Annotated in this window: 16 protein-coding genes and 1 tRNA gene; 13 read left to right on the top strand and 4 right to left on the bottom strand. The window is 70.9% G+C overall.

Annotated features, from left to right (window positions below; all coding sequences use genetic code 11):
• Positions 1-79: 79 nt before the first annotated feature.
• Positions 80-694: a 5-formyltetrahydrofolate cyclo-ligase gene (locus tag ACFQ6S_RS24405; protein ID WP_383413501.1), complete on the bottom strand. Its 615-nt coding sequence runs from the start codon at positions 692-694 to the stop codon at positions 80-82.
• Positions 695-788: 94 nt separating this feature from the next.
• Here ACFQ6S_RS24405 and galU point away from each other — a divergent pair, with 94 nt between their 5' ends.
• The 8 genes from galU to ACFQ6S_RS24365 all read left to right on the top strand — a co-directional run bounded on the left by galU (position 789) and on the right by ACFQ6S_RS24365 (position 7,832).
• Positions 789-1,691 (top strand): UTP--glucose-1-phosphate uridylyltransferase GalU, encoded by a 903-nt coding sequence (gene galU / locus ACFQ6S_RS24400; protein ID WP_383413498.1) that lies wholly within the window; start codon positions 789-791, stop codon positions 1,689-1,691.
• Positions 1,692-1,695: 4 nt separating this feature from the next.
• Complete coding sequence (gene glp / locus ACFQ6S_RS24395) at positions 1,696-3,018, top strand: gephyrin-like molybdotransferase Glp (protein ID WP_383413495.1); 1,323 nt, start codon at positions 1,696-1,698, stop codon at positions 3,016-3,018.
• Positions 3,019-3,104: 86 nt separating this feature from the next.
• Positions 3,105-3,599: a cyclic pyranopterin monophosphate synthase MoaC gene (moaC, locus tag ACFQ6S_RS24390; RefSeq protein WP_383413491.1), complete on the top strand. Its 495-nt coding sequence runs from the start codon at positions 3,105-3,107 to the stop codon at positions 3,597-3,599.
• Positions 3,596-4,132 (top strand): molybdenum cofactor biosynthesis protein B, encoded by a 537-nt coding sequence (locus tag ACFQ6S_RS24385; RefSeq protein WP_383413488.1) that lies wholly within the window; start codon positions 3,596-3,598, stop codon positions 4,130-4,132. The genes moaC and ACFQ6S_RS24385 overlap by 4 nt, the downstream gene beginning before the upstream one ends.
• A 20-nt stretch (positions 4,133-4,152) precedes the next feature.
• Positions 4,153-4,800, top strand: a complete 648-nt coding sequence (locus tag ACFQ6S_RS24380; RefSeq protein ID WP_383413485.1) for a GNAT family N-acetyltransferase — start codon at positions 4,153-4,155, stop codon at positions 4,798-4,800.
• 231 nt (positions 4,801-5,031) lie between these two features.
• Positions 5,032-6,321, top strand: a complete 1,290-nt coding sequence (gene glpR, locus ACFQ6S_RS24375; RefSeq protein WP_383413482.1) for a gephyrin-like molybdotransferase receptor GlpR — start codon at positions 5,032-5,034, stop codon at positions 6,319-6,321.
• A gap of 100 nt (positions 6,322-6,421) precedes the next feature.
• Positions 6,422-6,495: transfer RNA gene (locus tag ACFQ6S_RS24370), tRNA-Ala, on the top strand.
• A gap of 107 nt (positions 6,496-6,602) precedes the next feature.
• Positions 6,603-7,832 carry an MFS transporter gene (locus ACFQ6S_RS24365; protein WP_383414524.1) on the top strand — a complete coding sequence of 410 codons (1,230 nt, stop codon included), beginning with the start codon at positions 6,603-6,605 and terminating at the stop codon, positions 7,830-7,832.
• 4 nt (positions 7,833-7,836) lie between these two features.
• Here the strand turns inward: ACFQ6S_RS24365 and ACFQ6S_RS24360 are convergent, their stop codons facing one another.
• Positions 7,837-8,313: a GNAT family N-acetyltransferase gene (locus ACFQ6S_RS24360; RefSeq protein ID WP_383413479.1), complete on the bottom strand. Its 477-nt coding sequence runs from the start codon at positions 8,311-8,313 to the stop codon at positions 7,837-7,839.
• A gap of 77 nt (positions 8,314-8,390) precedes the next feature.
• Between ACFQ6S_RS24360 and ACFQ6S_RS24355 the strand changes: the two genes are divergently transcribed.
• Entirely contained in the window at positions 8,391-9,194 is an 804-nt protein-coding gene (locus ACFQ6S_RS24355; RefSeq protein ID WP_383413476.1) for an exodeoxyribonuclease III, read from the top strand.
• Between the two features lie 61 nt (positions 9,195-9,255).
• On the opposite strand, the gene ACFQ6S_RS24350 is transcribed toward ACFQ6S_RS24355, so the two are convergent.
• Both ACFQ6S_RS24350 and ACFQ6S_RS24345 read right to left on the bottom strand, forming a co-directional pair.
• Positions 9,256-10,575, bottom strand: a complete 1,320-nt coding sequence (locus tag ACFQ6S_RS24350; RefSeq protein ID WP_383413473.1) for a recombinase family protein — start codon at positions 10,573-10,575, stop codon at positions 9,256-9,258.
• Between the two features lie 174 nt (positions 10,576-10,749).
• Positions 10,750-11,391, bottom strand: coding sequence for a MerR family transcriptional regulator (locus ACFQ6S_RS24345; protein ID WP_383413470.1), 642 nt, complete (start codon positions 11,389-11,391; stop codon positions 10,750-10,752).
• Positions 11,392-11,525: 134 nt separating this feature from the next.
• Between ACFQ6S_RS24345 and ACFQ6S_RS24340 the strand changes: the two genes are divergently transcribed.
• The 4 genes from ACFQ6S_RS24340 to ACFQ6S_RS24325 all read left to right on the top strand — a co-directional run bounded on the left by ACFQ6S_RS24340 (position 11,526) and on the right by ACFQ6S_RS24325 (position 15,141).
• Complete coding sequence (locus tag ACFQ6S_RS24340; RefSeq protein ID WP_383413467.1) at positions 11,526-13,037, top strand: flavin-containing monooxygenase; 1,512 nt, start codon at positions 11,526-11,528, stop codon at positions 13,035-13,037.
• Positions 13,034-13,978, top strand: a complete 945-nt coding sequence (locus tag ACFQ6S_RS24335) for an alpha/beta fold hydrolase (protein ID WP_383413464.1) — start codon at positions 13,034-13,036, stop codon at positions 13,976-13,978. The genes ACFQ6S_RS24340 and ACFQ6S_RS24335 overlap by 4 nt, the downstream gene beginning before the upstream one ends.
• A complete protein-coding gene (locus tag ACFQ6S_RS24330) occupies positions 13,975-14,859 on the top strand; it encodes an SDR family oxidoreductase (RefSeq protein WP_383413461.1) in 885 nt (294 codons plus the stop codon). Before ACFQ6S_RS24335 ends, ACFQ6S_RS24330 begins: the two co-directional genes overlap by 4 nt.
• A gap of 87 nt (positions 14,860-14,946) precedes the next feature.
• Positions 14,947-15,141, top strand: a complete 195-nt coding sequence (locus ACFQ6S_RS24325; RefSeq protein WP_383413458.1) for a hypothetical protein — start codon at positions 14,947-14,949, stop codon at positions 15,139-15,141.
• Positions 15,142-15,165: the final 24 nt, after the last annotated feature.

Here is a 15,165-nt window from a genome sequence, read left to right as displayed (position 1 = left end):
CCCTGAACGGACCAGGCTCCTGAACGGAAGCGGCCTCCACACGCGCGTGGAGGCCGCTTCCGCGTTCGAGCCGCCCGCGTCAGCCGAACCGCCGCACCCCCGACGGCGTCACCACCGCGTGCACGGGTCGGTCGTGCGGTTCCTCGGGGACGTGCTCGACGACCTCGGAGTCGTACAGGAGCACCACGAGCACGGGCCGGGCGCCCGCGCGCTCCAGACGGGCGAGGACACGGTCGTACGACCCTCCGCCGCGCCCCAGGCGCAGCCCGCGCGCGTCGACCGCCAGACCGGGCAGCAGCACGACGTCGGCGCCCGTCACCGCCTCCGGGCCGAGGCGCTCGCCGGCGGGCTCCAGAAGGGCCATCTTCCCGCCGTGCCGGACACGGGCCAGGGAGTCCGCCCCGGTGTACGCGCCCCAGTCGAGGTCGTTGTCGGGCAGGAGGGCGGGTAGCAGGACCTCCACGCCCCGCGCGCGCAGCGCGTCCAGCAGCGCGAGCGTGCCGGGTTCGCTCCCCACGGAGACGTACGCCGCCACCACGCGCGCGTGCGCCAGCTCGGGCAGATCGAGGGCCCGTACGGCCAGCGCGGCCGCGGTTTCCCGCAGGTCACCGTCCGGCAACCTGTTCCTCACCGCGAGGAGTTCTCGCCGCAACGTTCGCTTGTCAGGCTCGGCCGCGCGTCCGGCGTGACTCATGGGCTGATCCCGTTTCCTTCCCGATGCGCTCATATGAGAGCGAAATAACCGGAGCCTCAGATTCCCTACAAAGGCAACGGATATGGTGGCGGGCATGACTCAGTCGCACCCTCGGATCAGCAAGGCTGTCATCCCCGCAGCGGGCCTAGGTACCCGCTTCCTGCCGGCCACCAAAGCCACTCCCAAGGAGATGCTGCCGGTCGTCGACAAGCCGGCGATCCAGTACGTGGTCGAAGAGGCCGTCTCCGCCGGCCTCGACGACGTCCTCATGATCACCGGTCGCAACAAGCGCCCGCTGGAGGACCACTTCGACCGCAACTACGAGCTGGAGTCCGCCCTTCAGAAGAAGGGTGACGCCGGCCGGCTCGCGAAGGTGCAGGAGTCCAGCGACCTGGCCACCATGCACTACGTCCGCCAGGGCGACCCCAGGGGACTCGGCCACGCCGTCCTGTGCGCGGCCCCCCACGTGGGCCACGAGCCCTTCGCCGTCCTCCTCGGCGACGACCTGATCGACCCGCGCGACCCGCTGCTCAAGCGGATGGTCGAGGTGCAGGAGCAGCGCGGCGGCAGCGTCATCGCGCTGATGGAGGTCGCGCCCGAGCAGATCCACCTCTACGGCTGTGCGGCGGTCGACCCCACCGAGGACGCCGACGTGGTCAAGGTGCACGACCTCGTCGAGAAGCCGACCGCGACGGACGCCCCGTCGAACTACGCGATCATCGGCCGCTACGTCCTCGACCCGCACATCTTCGACATACTGCGCAAGACCGAGCCGGGCCGCGGCGGCGAGATCCAGCTCACCGACGCCCTCCAGCAGCTCTCGCAGGACGAGAAGGTCGGCGGCCCGGTGCACGGCGTCGTCTTCAAGGGCCGCCGCTATGACACCGGCGACCGAGGCGACTATCTGCGTGCCATTGTCCGACTCGCATGCGAACGTGAAGACCTGGGCCCGGACTTCCGGACCTGGCTTCGCAGTTACGTAGCCGAGGAGATGTAGCGAGTTGAGCACCGCCGCGCCCCGCCCCGTCGCCCAGGACCACCTCTGGTCGGTGGACGAACACCTGGAGGACATCCTCACGACCGTCCGCCCCCTCGAACCCATCGAGCTGCAACTCCTCGACGCCCAGGGCTGCGTCCTGGTCGACGACGTCACGGTGCAGGTCTCCCTGCCGCCGTTCGACAACAGCTCCATGGACGGGTACGCGGTGCGGGTCGCGGATGTCGCGGGCGCGAGCGAGGAGTTCCCGGCGGTCCTGGAGGTCGTCGGGGACGTCGCGGCGGGCCAGGCCGAGCTGCTCCCTGTGGGGCCCGGCCAGGCCGCTCGCATCATGACCGGCGCCCCGCTGCCGCCCGGCGCCGAGACCGTCGTTCCGGTGGAATGGACCGACGGAGGGCTCGGCGAGGGCCCGGTGACCGGGATGCGCGCCCGCAGCCTCGCCCCCGAGGGCGCGCACGGCCAGGTGCACATCCACCGGCCGGCCGAGGCACGCGCACATGTGCGGGCGAAGGGCAGCGACGTGAAGGCCGGCGACCGGGCGCTGGAAGCCGGCACGGTCCTCGGCCCCTCGCAGATCGCCCTGCTCGCCGCGATCGGCCGCGGCACGGTTCGCGTCCGCCCGCGCCCGCGCGTGGTCGTGCTGTCCACCGGCAGCGAACTCGTCCAGCCTGACGAGCAGCTGTCCGAGGGCCAGATCTACGACTCCAACAGCTTCACCCTGACCGCGGCCGCCCGCGACGCCGGAGCCATCGCCTACCGCGTGGGCGCCGTCGCCGACGACACCGAGACGCTCCGCTCCACCATCGAGGACCAGCTCGTGCGCGCCGACCTCATGGTCACCACGGGCGGCGTGAGCGTCGGGGCGTACGACGTCGTCAAGGAGGCGCTGTCGCACGTCGGCGACGAGGACGAGGCGGGCAGCGGCATCGACTTCCGCAAGCTCGCCATGCAGCCCGGCAAGCCCCAGGGCTTCGGCTCCATCGGCCCCGACCACACCCCGCTGCTCGCCCTGCCGGGCAACCCGGTGTCGTCGTACGTCTCCTTCGAACTGTTCGTGCGCCCCGCGATCCGCACCCTGATGGGCCTGACGGACGTCCACCGGCCGCGCCTGACCGCGACGCTCACCGCGGACAAGGCGCTGACCTCGCCGAAGGGGCGCAGACAGTTCCTGCGCGGGATCTACGCCGACGGCGAGGTGCGTCCGGTCGGCGGCGCCGGATCACACCTCATCGCCGCCCTCGCGCACGCGGACTCGCTGATCGTCGTCCCCGAGGACACCGAGAGCGTCGAGCCCGGCAGCGAGGTCGAGGTGGTCCTGCTCGGCTGAGAGGCCCTGGTTGGCGGTACCGTGTCGCGCACAGCAGGCCCGTGCGCCGCACCGCGGCGGGCCCGGACCGGGAGCGCCACACCAGCATGAGCACGCAGGACCCATCCCCCCAGGACCGACTCACGCACATCGACGACGCGGGCGCGGCCCGCATGGTCGACGTGTCAGGCAAGGACGTGACCGCGCGCACGGCCCGCGCCAGCGGACGCGTCCTCGTCTCACCCCGCGTGATCGAGCTGCTCCGCGGCGAGGGCGTCCCCAAGGGCGACGCCCTGGCCACCGCGCGGATCGCGGGCATCATGGGTGCCAAGCGCACCCCGGATCTGATCCCGCTGTGCCACCCGCTTGCGGTGTCCGGTGTGAAACTGGATCTGTCGGTCGCGGACGACGCCGTGGAGATCCTGGCCACCGTGAAGACCACGGACCGCACGGGCGTCGAGATGGAGGCCCTCACCGCGGTCTCCGTCGCCGCGCTCACCGTGATCGACATGGTGAAGGCGGTAGACAAGGGAGCGGTCATCACGGACGTACGGGTCGAGGAGAAGACGGGCGGCAAGTCGGGCGACTGGAGCCGGGCATGACATCGGACGCAGCGAACGGCGGCGCACTCCTCGCGCCGTACAGCGCCTTGGTGGTCACCGCCTCCAACCGGGCCGCCGCAGGGGTCTACGAGGACAAGGGCGGTCCGCTGATCGCCGCCGGCCTGAGGGGCTTCGGTTTCGCTGTCGACGGACCGCAGGTCGTCCCCGACGGTGACCCGGTGGCCGCCGCCCTGCGCGCCGGCGTCGAGGCCGGCTACGACGTCATCGTCACCACCGGCGGCACCGGCATCTCGCCCACCGACCGCACCCCCGAGGCGACCCGCGAGGTGATCGACCACGAGGTGCCGGGCATCGCCGAGGCCATCAGGGCCTTCGGCCGGGAGAAGGTGCCGACCGCCGCGCTCTCCCGGGGTCTGGCCGGAGTGGCGGGTGGCACCCTGATCGTGAACCTGCCCGGTTCCAGTGGCGGGGTGAAGGACGGACTGGCCGTCCTGGAGCCCCTGCTGATCCACGCCGTCGACCAGATCCGCGGCGGCGACCACCCCAGACCCGGCAGTGGGGGTGCGAGCTGAACACCCCATCCTGGCCCGTCGTGCTGGGGGACGGCGACATCGTCCTCCGGCCGATAAAGATGCGCGACCAGCGGGCCTGGCGCGAGGTCAACCGACGCAACCGGGACTGGTTGCGCCCCTGGGAGGCGACGATTCCGCCGCCCACGCCCAGCGGGCCGATCGCGCACCGGCCGACCTACCGTCAGATGGTCCGGCATCTGCGCTCCGAGGCGCACGCGGGCCGGATGCTGCCGTTCGTCATCGAGTACCAGGGGCGGTTGGTCGGGCAATTGACGGTGGCCGGTATCACCTGGGGCTCGATGTGTTCGGGGCATGTCGGTTACTGGGTGGACGAGGCGGTGGCGGGCCGCGGGGTGATGCCGACGGCCGTGGCGCTCGTCGTGGACCACTGTTTCCGGAGCGTTGGTCTGCACCGCATCGAGGTCTGCATTCGCCCCGAGAACAGGCCCAGCCGCCGGGTCGTTGAGAAACTCGGATTCCGCGAGGAGGGGCTGCGTCCGCGATATCTCCACATCGACGGAGCCTGGCGGGACCATCTCGTGTTCGCGCTCACCGCGGAAGAGGTCCCTGAAGGGGTGCTCGGCCGCTGGCAGCGGACACGCTCGGAGAAGACGCAGCGCTCGAACCCGCAGAACACCCGGCAGAACCAGCAGGGGAATCCCGCGTAGCGCGGAACTGGCCGGGGAAGTGGCCCGGGGAAGTGTCCCTGGAAGTGGCCGGTAATTGAATAAGTGTTCGAAATTGATCGAAGGATGACCGGCTCGGGGCATTAAATTCGCGCCCCGAGCGGGCTGCTGATCGCATCGGTCACAAAAAAAGTTCGAAATATCAGCCAGATCGTGCGACACACCGGCTCAATTGGCAGATGGCCTCACGCAAACCCCTCTACCGTGTGAGGCGTGAGCAGCAGCGGCCTCATCTACGCAGTCATTGTCGGGGCCTGGGCCGCCTACTTGGTGCCGATGTGGCTCCGTAGGCAGGACGAGCTGAACGAGGCCCGTCCGACGGAACGCTTCAGCACAGCCATCCGGTTGTTGTCCGGACGGGCGGGGATGGAGCGCCGGTACGCCAAGGACCTGCGCGCGCGTTCCACCGAGAAGGGGGAGCCCAGCGCCGATGCCCCGGGCGACGCCACCGAGTCGGTGGACGTCCGGGCCTTCGCCGTACCTCCGACCCGTCCGCAGACCCGGGCGGCGGCCCAGTCGACGGCCCAGGCGCAGGCGTCCGCGCGCCCGGAGCCGGCCCGTGAACCCGCCCGCGAACCGGTCGCCAAGCCGGCGCCCGAACGCGTCGGCGACTCCGCGGCCGAACCGGGCCCCGGTCCGGCGGGCAAGGCGCGCAAGCGTGTGCCCGCGGCCCGGCGTGCCCCTTCGGACGAGGCGGCCGCGGCGCGGGCCCGGCGCACGAAGGCGCTCGCGCGCCGCAGGCGCACGACCGTCGTCCTCTTCCTCGCCTTCACCTTCGGCGCGATCGTCGCCGCCGTCGGCGGGCTCGCGTTCCTCTGGGCGCCCGGCATTCCCGCCGTGATGCTCAGCGGGTACATCGCCTATCTGCGCACTCAGGAGCGCCGTCGCTTCGCCTACCAGATGGACCGGCGCCGTGCCGAGGCCGCCGCGCAGCGGCTGCGCGAACATGCGCGCCAGTCGCGCCGCCGGGGGAGCGCCGACGCCGGGTCCGGTGTCGACGAGCCCGACGAGAGGCCCGAACCAGGTACCGATCCCGGACTGTCCGCGCTCGCCGCTGACCGGCGTGCCCTCGTCGAACAGACCGATCACGCCGAGTGGGTCGACCAGCAGCGCGAGCGCCGGCGGCGGCCGGGCCACGGGGACAGCTGGGACCCGGTCCCGGTGCCCCTGCCGACCTACGTCACCGCACCGGTCGCCCCGCGTGCCACCCCCGACGTGGACCTCGGGGCGCCGGACGCCTGGAGCTCGGCCCGGTCCAGCTCCGTCGCCCGGGACCGCGAGGCGGCCGCCGAGGCTGCCGCCGCCGGGCGGGACGCGGAAGCGGGCGAGGCGGCTCGCGGGGACGGCAGGGCCGACGGGAGCGGACGGGGCGACGCCCTCCCGCAGGCCCGGTCGCGTACGCGCGGGGGGACCCCCTCCGCCCGCCGGGCCCGCGAGCGGGGTCGTACGCCGCTGTTCGACCAGTACGAGGACGGCGAGCGGCCCCGAGCGGCGAACGAGTAGCGGCCGCGACCTGGGAACCCGCCTCCGGAGGGTCGTCGGCCCGGCCGGGAACGGATTTCCAAGCAGGCCGATCGGGGTGCTAAAGTTTCACTCGTTGCAAGGGCCTGTGGCGCAGTCCGGTAGCGCACCTCGTTCGCATCGAGGGGGCCAGGGGTTCAAATCCCCTCAGGTCCACCGCAACAACTCTCCAGGGAGACTTGGCGAGTTGGAAAGATCCCGTCCGATCGGCTGATCGGGCGGGATCTTTGCTGTTCCCAAGGGGCCGCGTGTTGAGGGGGACTGTGGAGAAGACCGCCGCACCGTTACCGGCGAGGCGCGTGACGCCGTTGCGCAACGCGCCCTTCCGGCGGTTCGTGACCGCCAGTCTCATCTCCGCCACCGGCTCGGCGATGGCACCCCTCGCACTCGCCTACTCCGTGATCGAACAGGGCGGGGGAGCCGGCGCCCTCGGTGTGGTGCTCGCCACGAACTCCGTTCCGACCACCGTCTTCCTCCTCGTCGGCGGAGTGCTCGCGGACCGGGTGTCCCGCAGCCGGCTGCTCTTCCTCGGCAACCTGCTGGCGGCCGCGGCTCAGGGGGCGCTGGCCGTGACCGTCGCCACCGGGCACGCGACGACCACCTCCATCGCGGTCTGCGGCTTCCTCTCGGGGACGGCCCTGGCCTTCACCGTGCCCGCCACCCAGGGGGCCGTCGCCCAGATCGTGCCCGCGGAGCAGCTGCAGCAGGCCAACGCCCTGCTCAGGCTGCCGAGCAACGCGGTCAAGGTGCTCGGACCGGCCGTCGGCGGAGTCGTCGTCGCGTTCAGCGGCCCGGCCTGGGCGCTGGCCTGGGACGCGCTCACCTTCGCCGTGGCCGCCTTCCTGCTGCTCGGGCTGCGCCTTAACGCGCCCGTCACCGCCGGCAGCGCGCTCGGTGATCTGCGGAAGGGCTGGGCCGGCTTCTGGTCGCGGACCTGGCTGTGGACCTATACGGCGAGCGGCACCGTCCTCGTCGCCGCCTGGCTCGCGGGGTTCCAGCTGCTCGGGCCCGTCGTCGCGGCGGAGCGGTACGCGGGGGCGCGGGACTGGGGGCTCGTGGCGGGCGCCTTCTCGGCCGGGCTGCTGGCCGGGGCCGTGGTGTGCCTGCGCTGGCGTCCGTACCGGCTGATGGTCGTGGCCGTCGCCGCCGGTGCGCCCCTCGCCGCACCGCTGCTCGTCATGGGCTGGGGACTGCCGCTGCCCTGGCTGCTGTTGGCCGCGCTGCTCGCCGGAATCGGGCTGGATGTGGCGATCGTCACGTGGACGACCGCCTTCCAGCAGCATGTGCCGCAGGGGGAGTTGGGGCGCATGAGCGCCTTCAACAGCGTCGGGGAGCGGCTTGCGATTCCGCTCGGCTATCTGCTCACCGCTCTCGCGACGGGCGTGTGGGAGGACCGCACGGTACTGGTGGCGTGTGCCGGACTCATCGTCGCCGCGACCGTGCTCAACCTCTGTGTGCGGGACCTCTACCGAGTCAACGCGACACGGGACTGACCGCTCACAGAGCCTTGGCGTAACACAGGCTCAGCTCGTGGAAGCGGTAGTAGCCGAACTTCCCGCACGACTCGTAACCGCTGGACGTGTACAGCGCCACCGCCTCCGGCTGCTTGGCGCCGGTCTCCAGCACCATGCGGATACGGCCCGCCGCCCGCGCGTCCTCCTCCAGCGCGGCCAGGATCCGTCTCGCGAGGCCGCGTCCGCGCACCGCCTCGACGACGTACATCCGCTTGAGCTCGGCGTCGCCGTCCTGGTTGCCCTCGCCGTTGTCGTCCTGGGACCGCCAGCCGCCGGAGGCGACCGGGACGCCGAACTCGTCGTACGCGATCAGGTACAGGCCGTTCGGCGGCGCGAAGTCGGTCGGGGCGAGCGGCGTGGCGTCGCCGTCGTCGCCGTAGCGGACGGCGTACTCGGCCTGGACCTGGTCGTTGAGCTTCACGGCGTCGGGGTGGTCGAAGGGGACGCGGCGTATATACATGCTAGATACCGTATATCAATTCAAGATCAATGGGTTCCAGAACCGGACACCGTCCAGTGTGCCGGTAGGGTGCCTCAGTGCTCACTGTGACCTCTGTGAATGTGAACGGGCTGCGGGCCGCCGCGAAGAAGGGCTTCGTGGAGTGGCTCGCCGGCACCGAGGCGGATGTGCTGTGCCTCCAGGAGGTGCGCGCGGAGCCGCAGCAGCTGCCCGAGCACGTCCGCAGGCCCGACGGCTGGCATGTGGTGCACGCGCCCGCGGCCGCCAAGGGCCGTGCCGGGGTCTCCCTCTACACCCGCCGCGAGCCCGACCGTATCCAGGTCGGCTTCGGCTCGGCGGAGTTCGACGGCAGCGGTCGCTATGTCGAGGCCGATCTGCCGGGTGTGACGATCGCCTCGCTCTATCTCCCCTCCGGCGATGTCGGCACCGAGCGGCAGGACGAGAAGGTCCGCTTCATGGGCGAGTTCCTCGCCTACCTGAAGGGCCTGCGCGAGCGCGCCGCCGCCGACGGCCGGGAGGTCCTCGTCTGCGGCGACTGGAACATCGCCCACCAGCAGGCCGACCTGAAGAACTGGCGCGGCAACACCAAGAACTCCGGCTTCCTGCCGGAGGAGCGGGAGTGGCTGACCCAGGTCTTCGACCCGTCCGACGGCGGATACGTCGATGTCGTGCGGGCGCTGCACCCCGATGTGGAGGGGCCGTACAGCTGGTGGTCGTATCGCGGGCGGGCCTTCGACAACGATTCAGGATGGAGAATCGACCTGGCCGCAGCGACTCCCGGGCTCGCGGCACGGGCCGTCAAGGGAGTGGTGGAAAGGGCGGCCAGCCACGGGGAGCGGTGGTCGGACCATGCTCCCGTCACCGTGGTCTTCACGATGTGACATGGGCCGAGCGAGGCGATGACGAACGCGGCATGCCCCCCGCTCGGCCGGCCCGGCGGAATCAGTCGGCCTGGTAGGCGCCCAGGCGTTCACCGAGGGTGAAGGTCAAGCGTGAGGTGTCCGGTCCGGCAAGCCGGGCGGGGCCACCGCCGCAGCGGCCCTTGGCGACGATGACACGGACGTCGCTTTCGAGCAGGAGCTCTCTGGAGACGGCAGCGTCCCACGCCGTGGCCGCGCGGTAGCGGTCGACCGTGTACGCCTCCAGCCAGTCGGACCGCATCGCGGCTGGAGCGGGGCACACTTCACCCCGCGCGGTTGCACGGCACACGTAGTCGCCGTGCGGATGGCTCTTGCGGGCTGCGAAGTACATGCGTCCATCGCAGCCCGAACAGTGAGCGACGCCCGTGAGCAGCGCAGTCCCCTGACTCCTCGGTCGGCGAGTGCCGTTGGATCGCGCATCAAGGGCGTGTTGCAGCGCCTGGAACTCCTCCTCGGACAGCAGCGGCCGTCCGATCAGCACCGGGGCCCCGGTGGTGTCATGAACCGTATGGCCGCCATGAGTCCGGTGCCCCATCAGTGAGGGACTGCGCAGCACTTTGGACAGCGTTCCTGAGGTCCAGCGGAATCGTTCGAAGTCCCGTCCGTGGCGACGGCCACCCGTCGGACGCCCTTGAAGCCGGGCGTGACGGTCGCGCGGCACCAGCACATCCGCGTCGTTCAGTTCGCGCGCGATGGTGATCAGCGACCGGCCTGTATGTACGTGCTCCACGATCATGCGGACGACTGCGGCGGTCTCGGGGTCGGGAGTCAGACACCATCCGCTGCCGGAGGAGTGCGGTGCCTTCTGGTAACCGAAGGGGATCAGTCCGCCTCCGTAGCGACCGGCTGCGCGCAGTGCCTCATGGCTGCTGCTGAGCCGGGCGGAGATGGTGTGCGCTTCCCGCTCGGCGTCGCGAGCGAGGTCCATGCACAGCCGCCGGGTCGAGCCGTCCGCCTGCGGCGTCACGACGAGCGGGTGATCGTGCCCCGGCATGCCGAACACGAGTGTCCGGGTGTGCTCGCGCCCCCATGCGATCAACTCGACCATGTGCGCCACGGAACGCACAGCGCGATCCACGGTTGACCAAATGACAGCTTCGTACTCGTGAGGTCGATGCAGCCAGGGTGCCAGGGAGGGCCTCTCGAACGGGGACGTCCGACGGGCGGAGACCCCGAGGTCTGATGCCTCGGCGATCAAGGTGAAGCCGAGCCTCTCGGCCGAGAGTTGGATGTCGGACCGCTGTCGACGCGGTGAGGTTGTCACGCTGGTGACGTAACTCAGACGCAGTGCGGCAAGAGCCCTCGGTTTGGGCACGTCGATGCTCCTTGACGGTGTCGGCATACCCCGGGGGGCTGGTGGCACAGCCGCCGGGGCCTTTCGATCTCACTCTCGGAGTGCGCACGTGATTCCGTATACCGTCTCCCGGAATCTGCCCTTATGGAATGAATCTTCACCGAATGCGAGACGCCCGCGGAGGAATCAGGTACTGGCCGGAGCGGGCGGAAGTCCGAAGGGCTACGACTGCTTGCGCAGCCGTCGGTCCAGTGCCAGTGAGAGTTCTGCCTCCACCACGCTGCGGGCGAGTGGGCGCAGGCGAGGGAGGTCTTCCTCCTGGGCGTGGCGCAGGACCAGGTCGGCGAACATCTCGGCCAGGTCGTCCACGTGTTCGCGGACCTGTTTGCCCGCCGCCAGGACCTCCGCGAGCGGGATGCCCTCGCGGACCAGGGCCGAGGAGACGTCCAGCAGGCGGCGGCTGATGTGGACGATCTCGTCGCCGTCGGTGCCGAGGTAGCCGAGGTCCAGTGCGGCGGCGAGGTTCTCCGGGGTGACCTGGCCCTCGAAGCGGGCGGCGAGTTCCTCGGGGGTGAGGCGGACCGGCTCCTCCTCGGTCGGGCTGACTCCGAGGACGTCGGCGACGTCGCGGCCGTGGTCGAGGGCCTCGGCCAGTTCCCCGATGCCGGTCAGGGTGTGGCCGCGCTCCAGCAGTGCCGCGATGGTGCGCAGGCGGGCCAGGTGGTGGTCGTCGTACCAGGCGATACGGCCCTCGCGGCGCGGTGGCGGGATCAGCTTGCGTTCTCGGTAGAAGCGCAGGGTGCGCACCGTGATGCCGGCCCGTCGGGCGAGCTCCTCCATGCGGTATTCACGCTTCTCGGTCACTCCGGAACCTTAATTCGTACCGGCGGTAACTTTCCTCGTCCTGACCCCTACCGGTCGGTACGCGCCTCCTCTACTCTCCCCATTGCGCCAGTGTTCACTGGCGTGGTTCCGGTTCGATGTGTGGAGGCACAGGCATGGCCGAACGCGAGCATGTGCGGGTCGCGGTGGTCGGGTCCGGGTTCGGCGGGCTGGGGGCCGCCGTACGGCTGCGGCGCGAGGGCGTCACCGACTTCGTGGTCCTGGAGCGGGCCGACAGCGTCGGCGGCACCTGGCGGGACAACAGCTATCCGGGGTGCGCCTGCGACGTACCGTCCCACCTGTACTCCTTCTCGTTCGCGCCCAACCCCGACTGGCCGCGCACCTTCTCCGGGCAGGAGCACATCCGCGCCTACCTGGAGCATGTCACGGACGTCTTCCGGCTGCGCCCGCACATCCGCTTCGACTCGGAGGTGAAGCGGATGACCTGGAACGGCGAACGGCTGTGCTGGGACATCGAGACCAGCAGCGGGAGTCTGTCGGCCGACCTCGTCGTCTCCGCCACCGGTCCGCTGTCCGACCCGAAGCTGCCCGACATCCCCGGGCTGGACTCCTTCCCCGGCAAGGTCTTCCACTCCGCCCGCTGGGACCACGATTACGACCTGCGCGGCAAGCGCGTCGCCATGGTCGGCACCGGCGCCTCCGCCATCCAGATCGTGCCGGCCATCCAGCCCGAGGTCTCCCGGCTGACCCTCTTCCAGCGCACCCCGCCCTGGGTGATGCCCCGCATGGACCGTGCCATCAGCGGGGCCGAGCGCTCCCTGCACCGGGCCCTGCCCTTCACCAGCCGGCTGCGCCGCGGACTGCTGTGGGGCATCCGGGAGTTGCAGGTCCAGGCGTTCACCAAGCACCCCAACGAGCTCGGCTTCATCGAGCGGCTGGCCAAGCGGAACATGGCCCGCGCGATCAAGGACCCGGCCCTGCGCGCCAAGCTCACCCCCGACTACCGCATCGGCTGCAAGCGGATCCTGCTGAGCAGCGAGTACTACCCGGCGATCGCCCGGCCCAATGTGGACGTCGTCGCCAGTGGGCTGAGCGAGATCCGCGGCTCGACCGTCGTGGCCGCCGACGGCAGTGAGGCCGAGGTCGACGCGATCGTCTTCGGCACCGGGTTCCATGTCACCGACATGCCCATCGCCGAGCGGGTCGTGGGCGCGGAGGGCAGGACGCTCGCCGAGACGTGGAAGGGCGGCATGGAGGCCCTGCGGGGTGCCTCGGCCGCCGGGTTCCCGAACTGGATGACCGTCATCGGGCCCAACACCGGGCTCGGGAACTCGTCCATGATCCTCATGATCGAGTCCCAGCTGAACTACATGGCCGACTTCGTACGGCAGTTGAACGTCCTCGGCGGCCGGGTGGCCCTCGACGCGCGCCCCAGTGCCGTGCACGCCTGGAACCGCCGGGTGCAGGAGCGGATGAAACGGACGGTGTGGAACACGGGCGGGTGCACGAGCTGGTACCTCGACGCCAGCGGCCGCAACACCACCATCTGGCCCGGAACCACGAGTGAGTTCCGGCAGGCGACACGGCGGGTGGATCTCGCGGAGTACGCCGTCGTCCGGACGTCGATCGAAGCCGAGACCGACAAGAGCGCGGAGGCCGTCGCATGAGCCGCCTGATGAACGTGGCCTCCGGGCCGTACGCCCCTCCCACCCCCGCCCACGAGATGACGGCCGTGTCGGCCGACGGGGCCCGGCTGCACGTCGAGGTGCACGGACCCGTCGACGACGGGCAGGCTCCTGCCGTCGTCCTCGCGCACGGCTGGACCTGCTCGACCGCCTTCTGGGCCGCGCAGATCCGGGAACTGGCCGTCGACCACCGGGTCATCGCCTACGACCAGCGCGGCCACGGACGCAGCCCGGCCGGCTCGGCGTGCAGTACCGACTCTCTCGCCGACGACCTCGAAGCCGTCCTGAAGGCGACGCTCGCGCCCGGTGAGAAGGCCGTGATCGTCGGCCACTCCATGGGCGGCATGACGGTGATGGCCGCCGCCGCGCGCCCCGGCTTTCGCGAGCACGCCACCGCGGTCCTGCTGTGCAGCACGGGCGCCTCGCGGCTGGTCGCCGAGTCCACGGTTCTGCCGCTGCGTGCGGGTCGGTTGCGCACCTGGCTGACCGGGCGGGTCCTCGGCTCCCGGGCGCCGCTCGGGCCGGTCACACCGATCGCCAGGGCGATCCTCAAGTACGCGACGATGGGCCCCGGTTCGGCCCCGCACATGGTCGAGGCCTGCGCGCGGATCGTGCACGCGTGTCCGCGCAAGGTGCGCCACGCCTGGTCGCGGGTGCTCGATCTGCTCGATCTCGACCATGGCGTACGGGAGTTGGCGCTGCCGACCGCCGTGATCGTCGGCACGGCCGACCGGCTGACCCCGCCGGTGCACGCGCGCTCACTCGCCGCCGCGCTGCCGAACTGCCTCGGCGTCACCGAACTGCCCGGCCTCGGGCACATGACGCCCATCGAGGCGCCCGAGCTGGTGACCGCGAAGATACGGGAACTCGTCACGACGTACCCGGGGACCAGGACGCACACTCAGGTGAAGGAGGGCGCATGAGCAGGGTGAGCCTCGAAGGACAGGTGGCCGTCGTCACGGGCGCGGCGCGGGGCGTCGGTGAGCTGCTCGCGCGCAAGCTCTCCGCGCGCGGCGCCACGGTGGCGCTCGTCGGGCTGGAGCCGGACGCCCTCAAGCAGGTCTCCGAACGACTGCACGGCGACAGCGGGCACTGGTACGCCGACGTGACGGATCACGAGGCGATGGCACGGGTCGCGCAGGAGGTGAAGGAGCGATTCGGGAAGGTCGACATCGTCGTCGCCAACGCGGGTGTCGCCAGCGGGGGACCGTTCGTGGACTCCGACCCGGAGGCGTGGCGGCGGGTCATCGAGGTCAACCTCATCGGGTCGGCGGTGACGGCGCGCGCGTTCCTGCCGGTGCTGATGGAGAGCCGGGGCTATCTCCTCCAGATAGCTTCGCTCGCGGCCATCACGCCCGCGCCGATGATGACGGCGTACTGCGCGTCCAAGTCCGGTGTGGAGGCGTACGCGCACAGTCTGCGGGCCGAAGTCGGCTACAAGGGCGTGCGGGTGGGGGTCGGCTATCTGTCCTGGACCGACACCGACATGGTGCGCGGTGCCGATCAGGACGACGTCATGCGGGAGTTGCGCAAGCGGCTGCCGTGGCCGTCCAACAAGACCTATCCGCTGGGGCCGGCGGTCGACCGGATCGTGGCCGGGATCGAGCGGCGCTCCAGCCATGTGTACGGGCAGTGGTGGCTGCGTGGGATGCAGGGGGTGCGCGGGTATCTGCCGGGGCTCATCGGGACGGTGGGGCAGCGGGAGATGCGGCGGTTCGGGGACCGGCTGTCGGGGGTGCGGACGGGGCTGGTCGGAGCGGGTGGCGCCGCCGATGAGCAGGAACGTATTACGCGGCGTAACTGATCGACATGCGCAGGGTTATCGCCCGTGTGAATCTGGTCGAGGCCCCAGCGAGGGGCCAACCCCCACCCACTACGGGAGTGAACCCACATGGGCATGAAGGACCAGTTCAAGGAGAAGTCCGAGCAGCTTCAGGAGCGTGCGCGCCAGCACGGTCAGCCGGAGCGTCCGCGCCAGCACGGTGAGCAGGAGCGTGGCCGTCAGCGGCCGCAGCGGGACGAGGAGTCCGAGCGGATGCGTGAGCGTGAGGACGAGGAGCGGTTCGACCAGGACTACGACCGGTAGTCAGTCGGTTCGCTGAGACGCGGG

Origin of the sequence: Streptomyces sp. NPDC056479, from assembly GCF_042795335.1 — a bacterium.
Lineage (GTDB): Bacteria > Actinomycetota > Actinomycetes > Streptomycetales > Streptomycetaceae > Streptomyces.
This window is presented reverse-complemented; position numbering and strand designations above follow the sequence as displayed.

Excerpts from the sequence above, each read along its gene's own strand:
- ACFQ6S_RS24405 (WP_383413501.1), bottom strand. The coding sequence starts at position 694 with ATGAGTCACGCCGGACGCGCGGCCGAGCCTGACAAGCGAACGTTGCGG.
- galU (WP_383413498.1), top strand. The coding sequence starts at position 789 with ATGACTCAGTCGCACCCTCGGATCAGCAAGGCTGTCATCCCCGCAGCG.
- moaC (WP_383413491.1), top strand. The coding sequence starts at position 3,105 with ATGAGCACGCAGGACCCATCCCCCCAGGACCGACTCACGCACATCGAC.
- ACFQ6S_RS24385 (WP_383413488.1), top strand. The coding sequence starts at position 3,596 with ATGACATCGGACGCAGCGAACGGCGGCGCACTCCTCGCGCCGTACAGC.
- ACFQ6S_RS24360 (WP_383413479.1), bottom strand. The coding sequence starts at position 8,313 with ATGTATATACGCCGCGTCCCCTTCGACCACCCCGACGCCGTGAAGCTC.
- ACFQ6S_RS24350 (WP_383413473.1), bottom strand. The coding sequence starts at position 10,575 with ATGCCGACACCGTCAAGGAGCATCGACGTGCCCAAACCGAGGGCTCTT.
- ACFQ6S_RS24340 (WP_383413467.1), top strand. The coding sequence starts at position 11,526 with ATGGCCGAACGCGAGCATGTGCGGGTCGCGGTGGTCGGGTCCGGGTTC.
- ACFQ6S_RS24335 (WP_383413464.1), top strand. The coding sequence starts at position 13,034 with ATGAGCCGCCTGATGAACGTGGCCTCCGGGCCGTACGCCCCTCCCACC.
- ACFQ6S_RS24330 (WP_383413461.1), top strand. The coding sequence starts at position 13,975 with ATGAGCAGGGTGAGCCTCGAAGGACAGGTGGCCGTCGTCACGGGCGCG.
- ACFQ6S_RS24325 (WP_383413458.1), top strand. The coding sequence starts at position 14,947 with ATGGGCATGAAGGACCAGTTCAAGGAGAAGTCCGAGCAGCTTCAGGAG.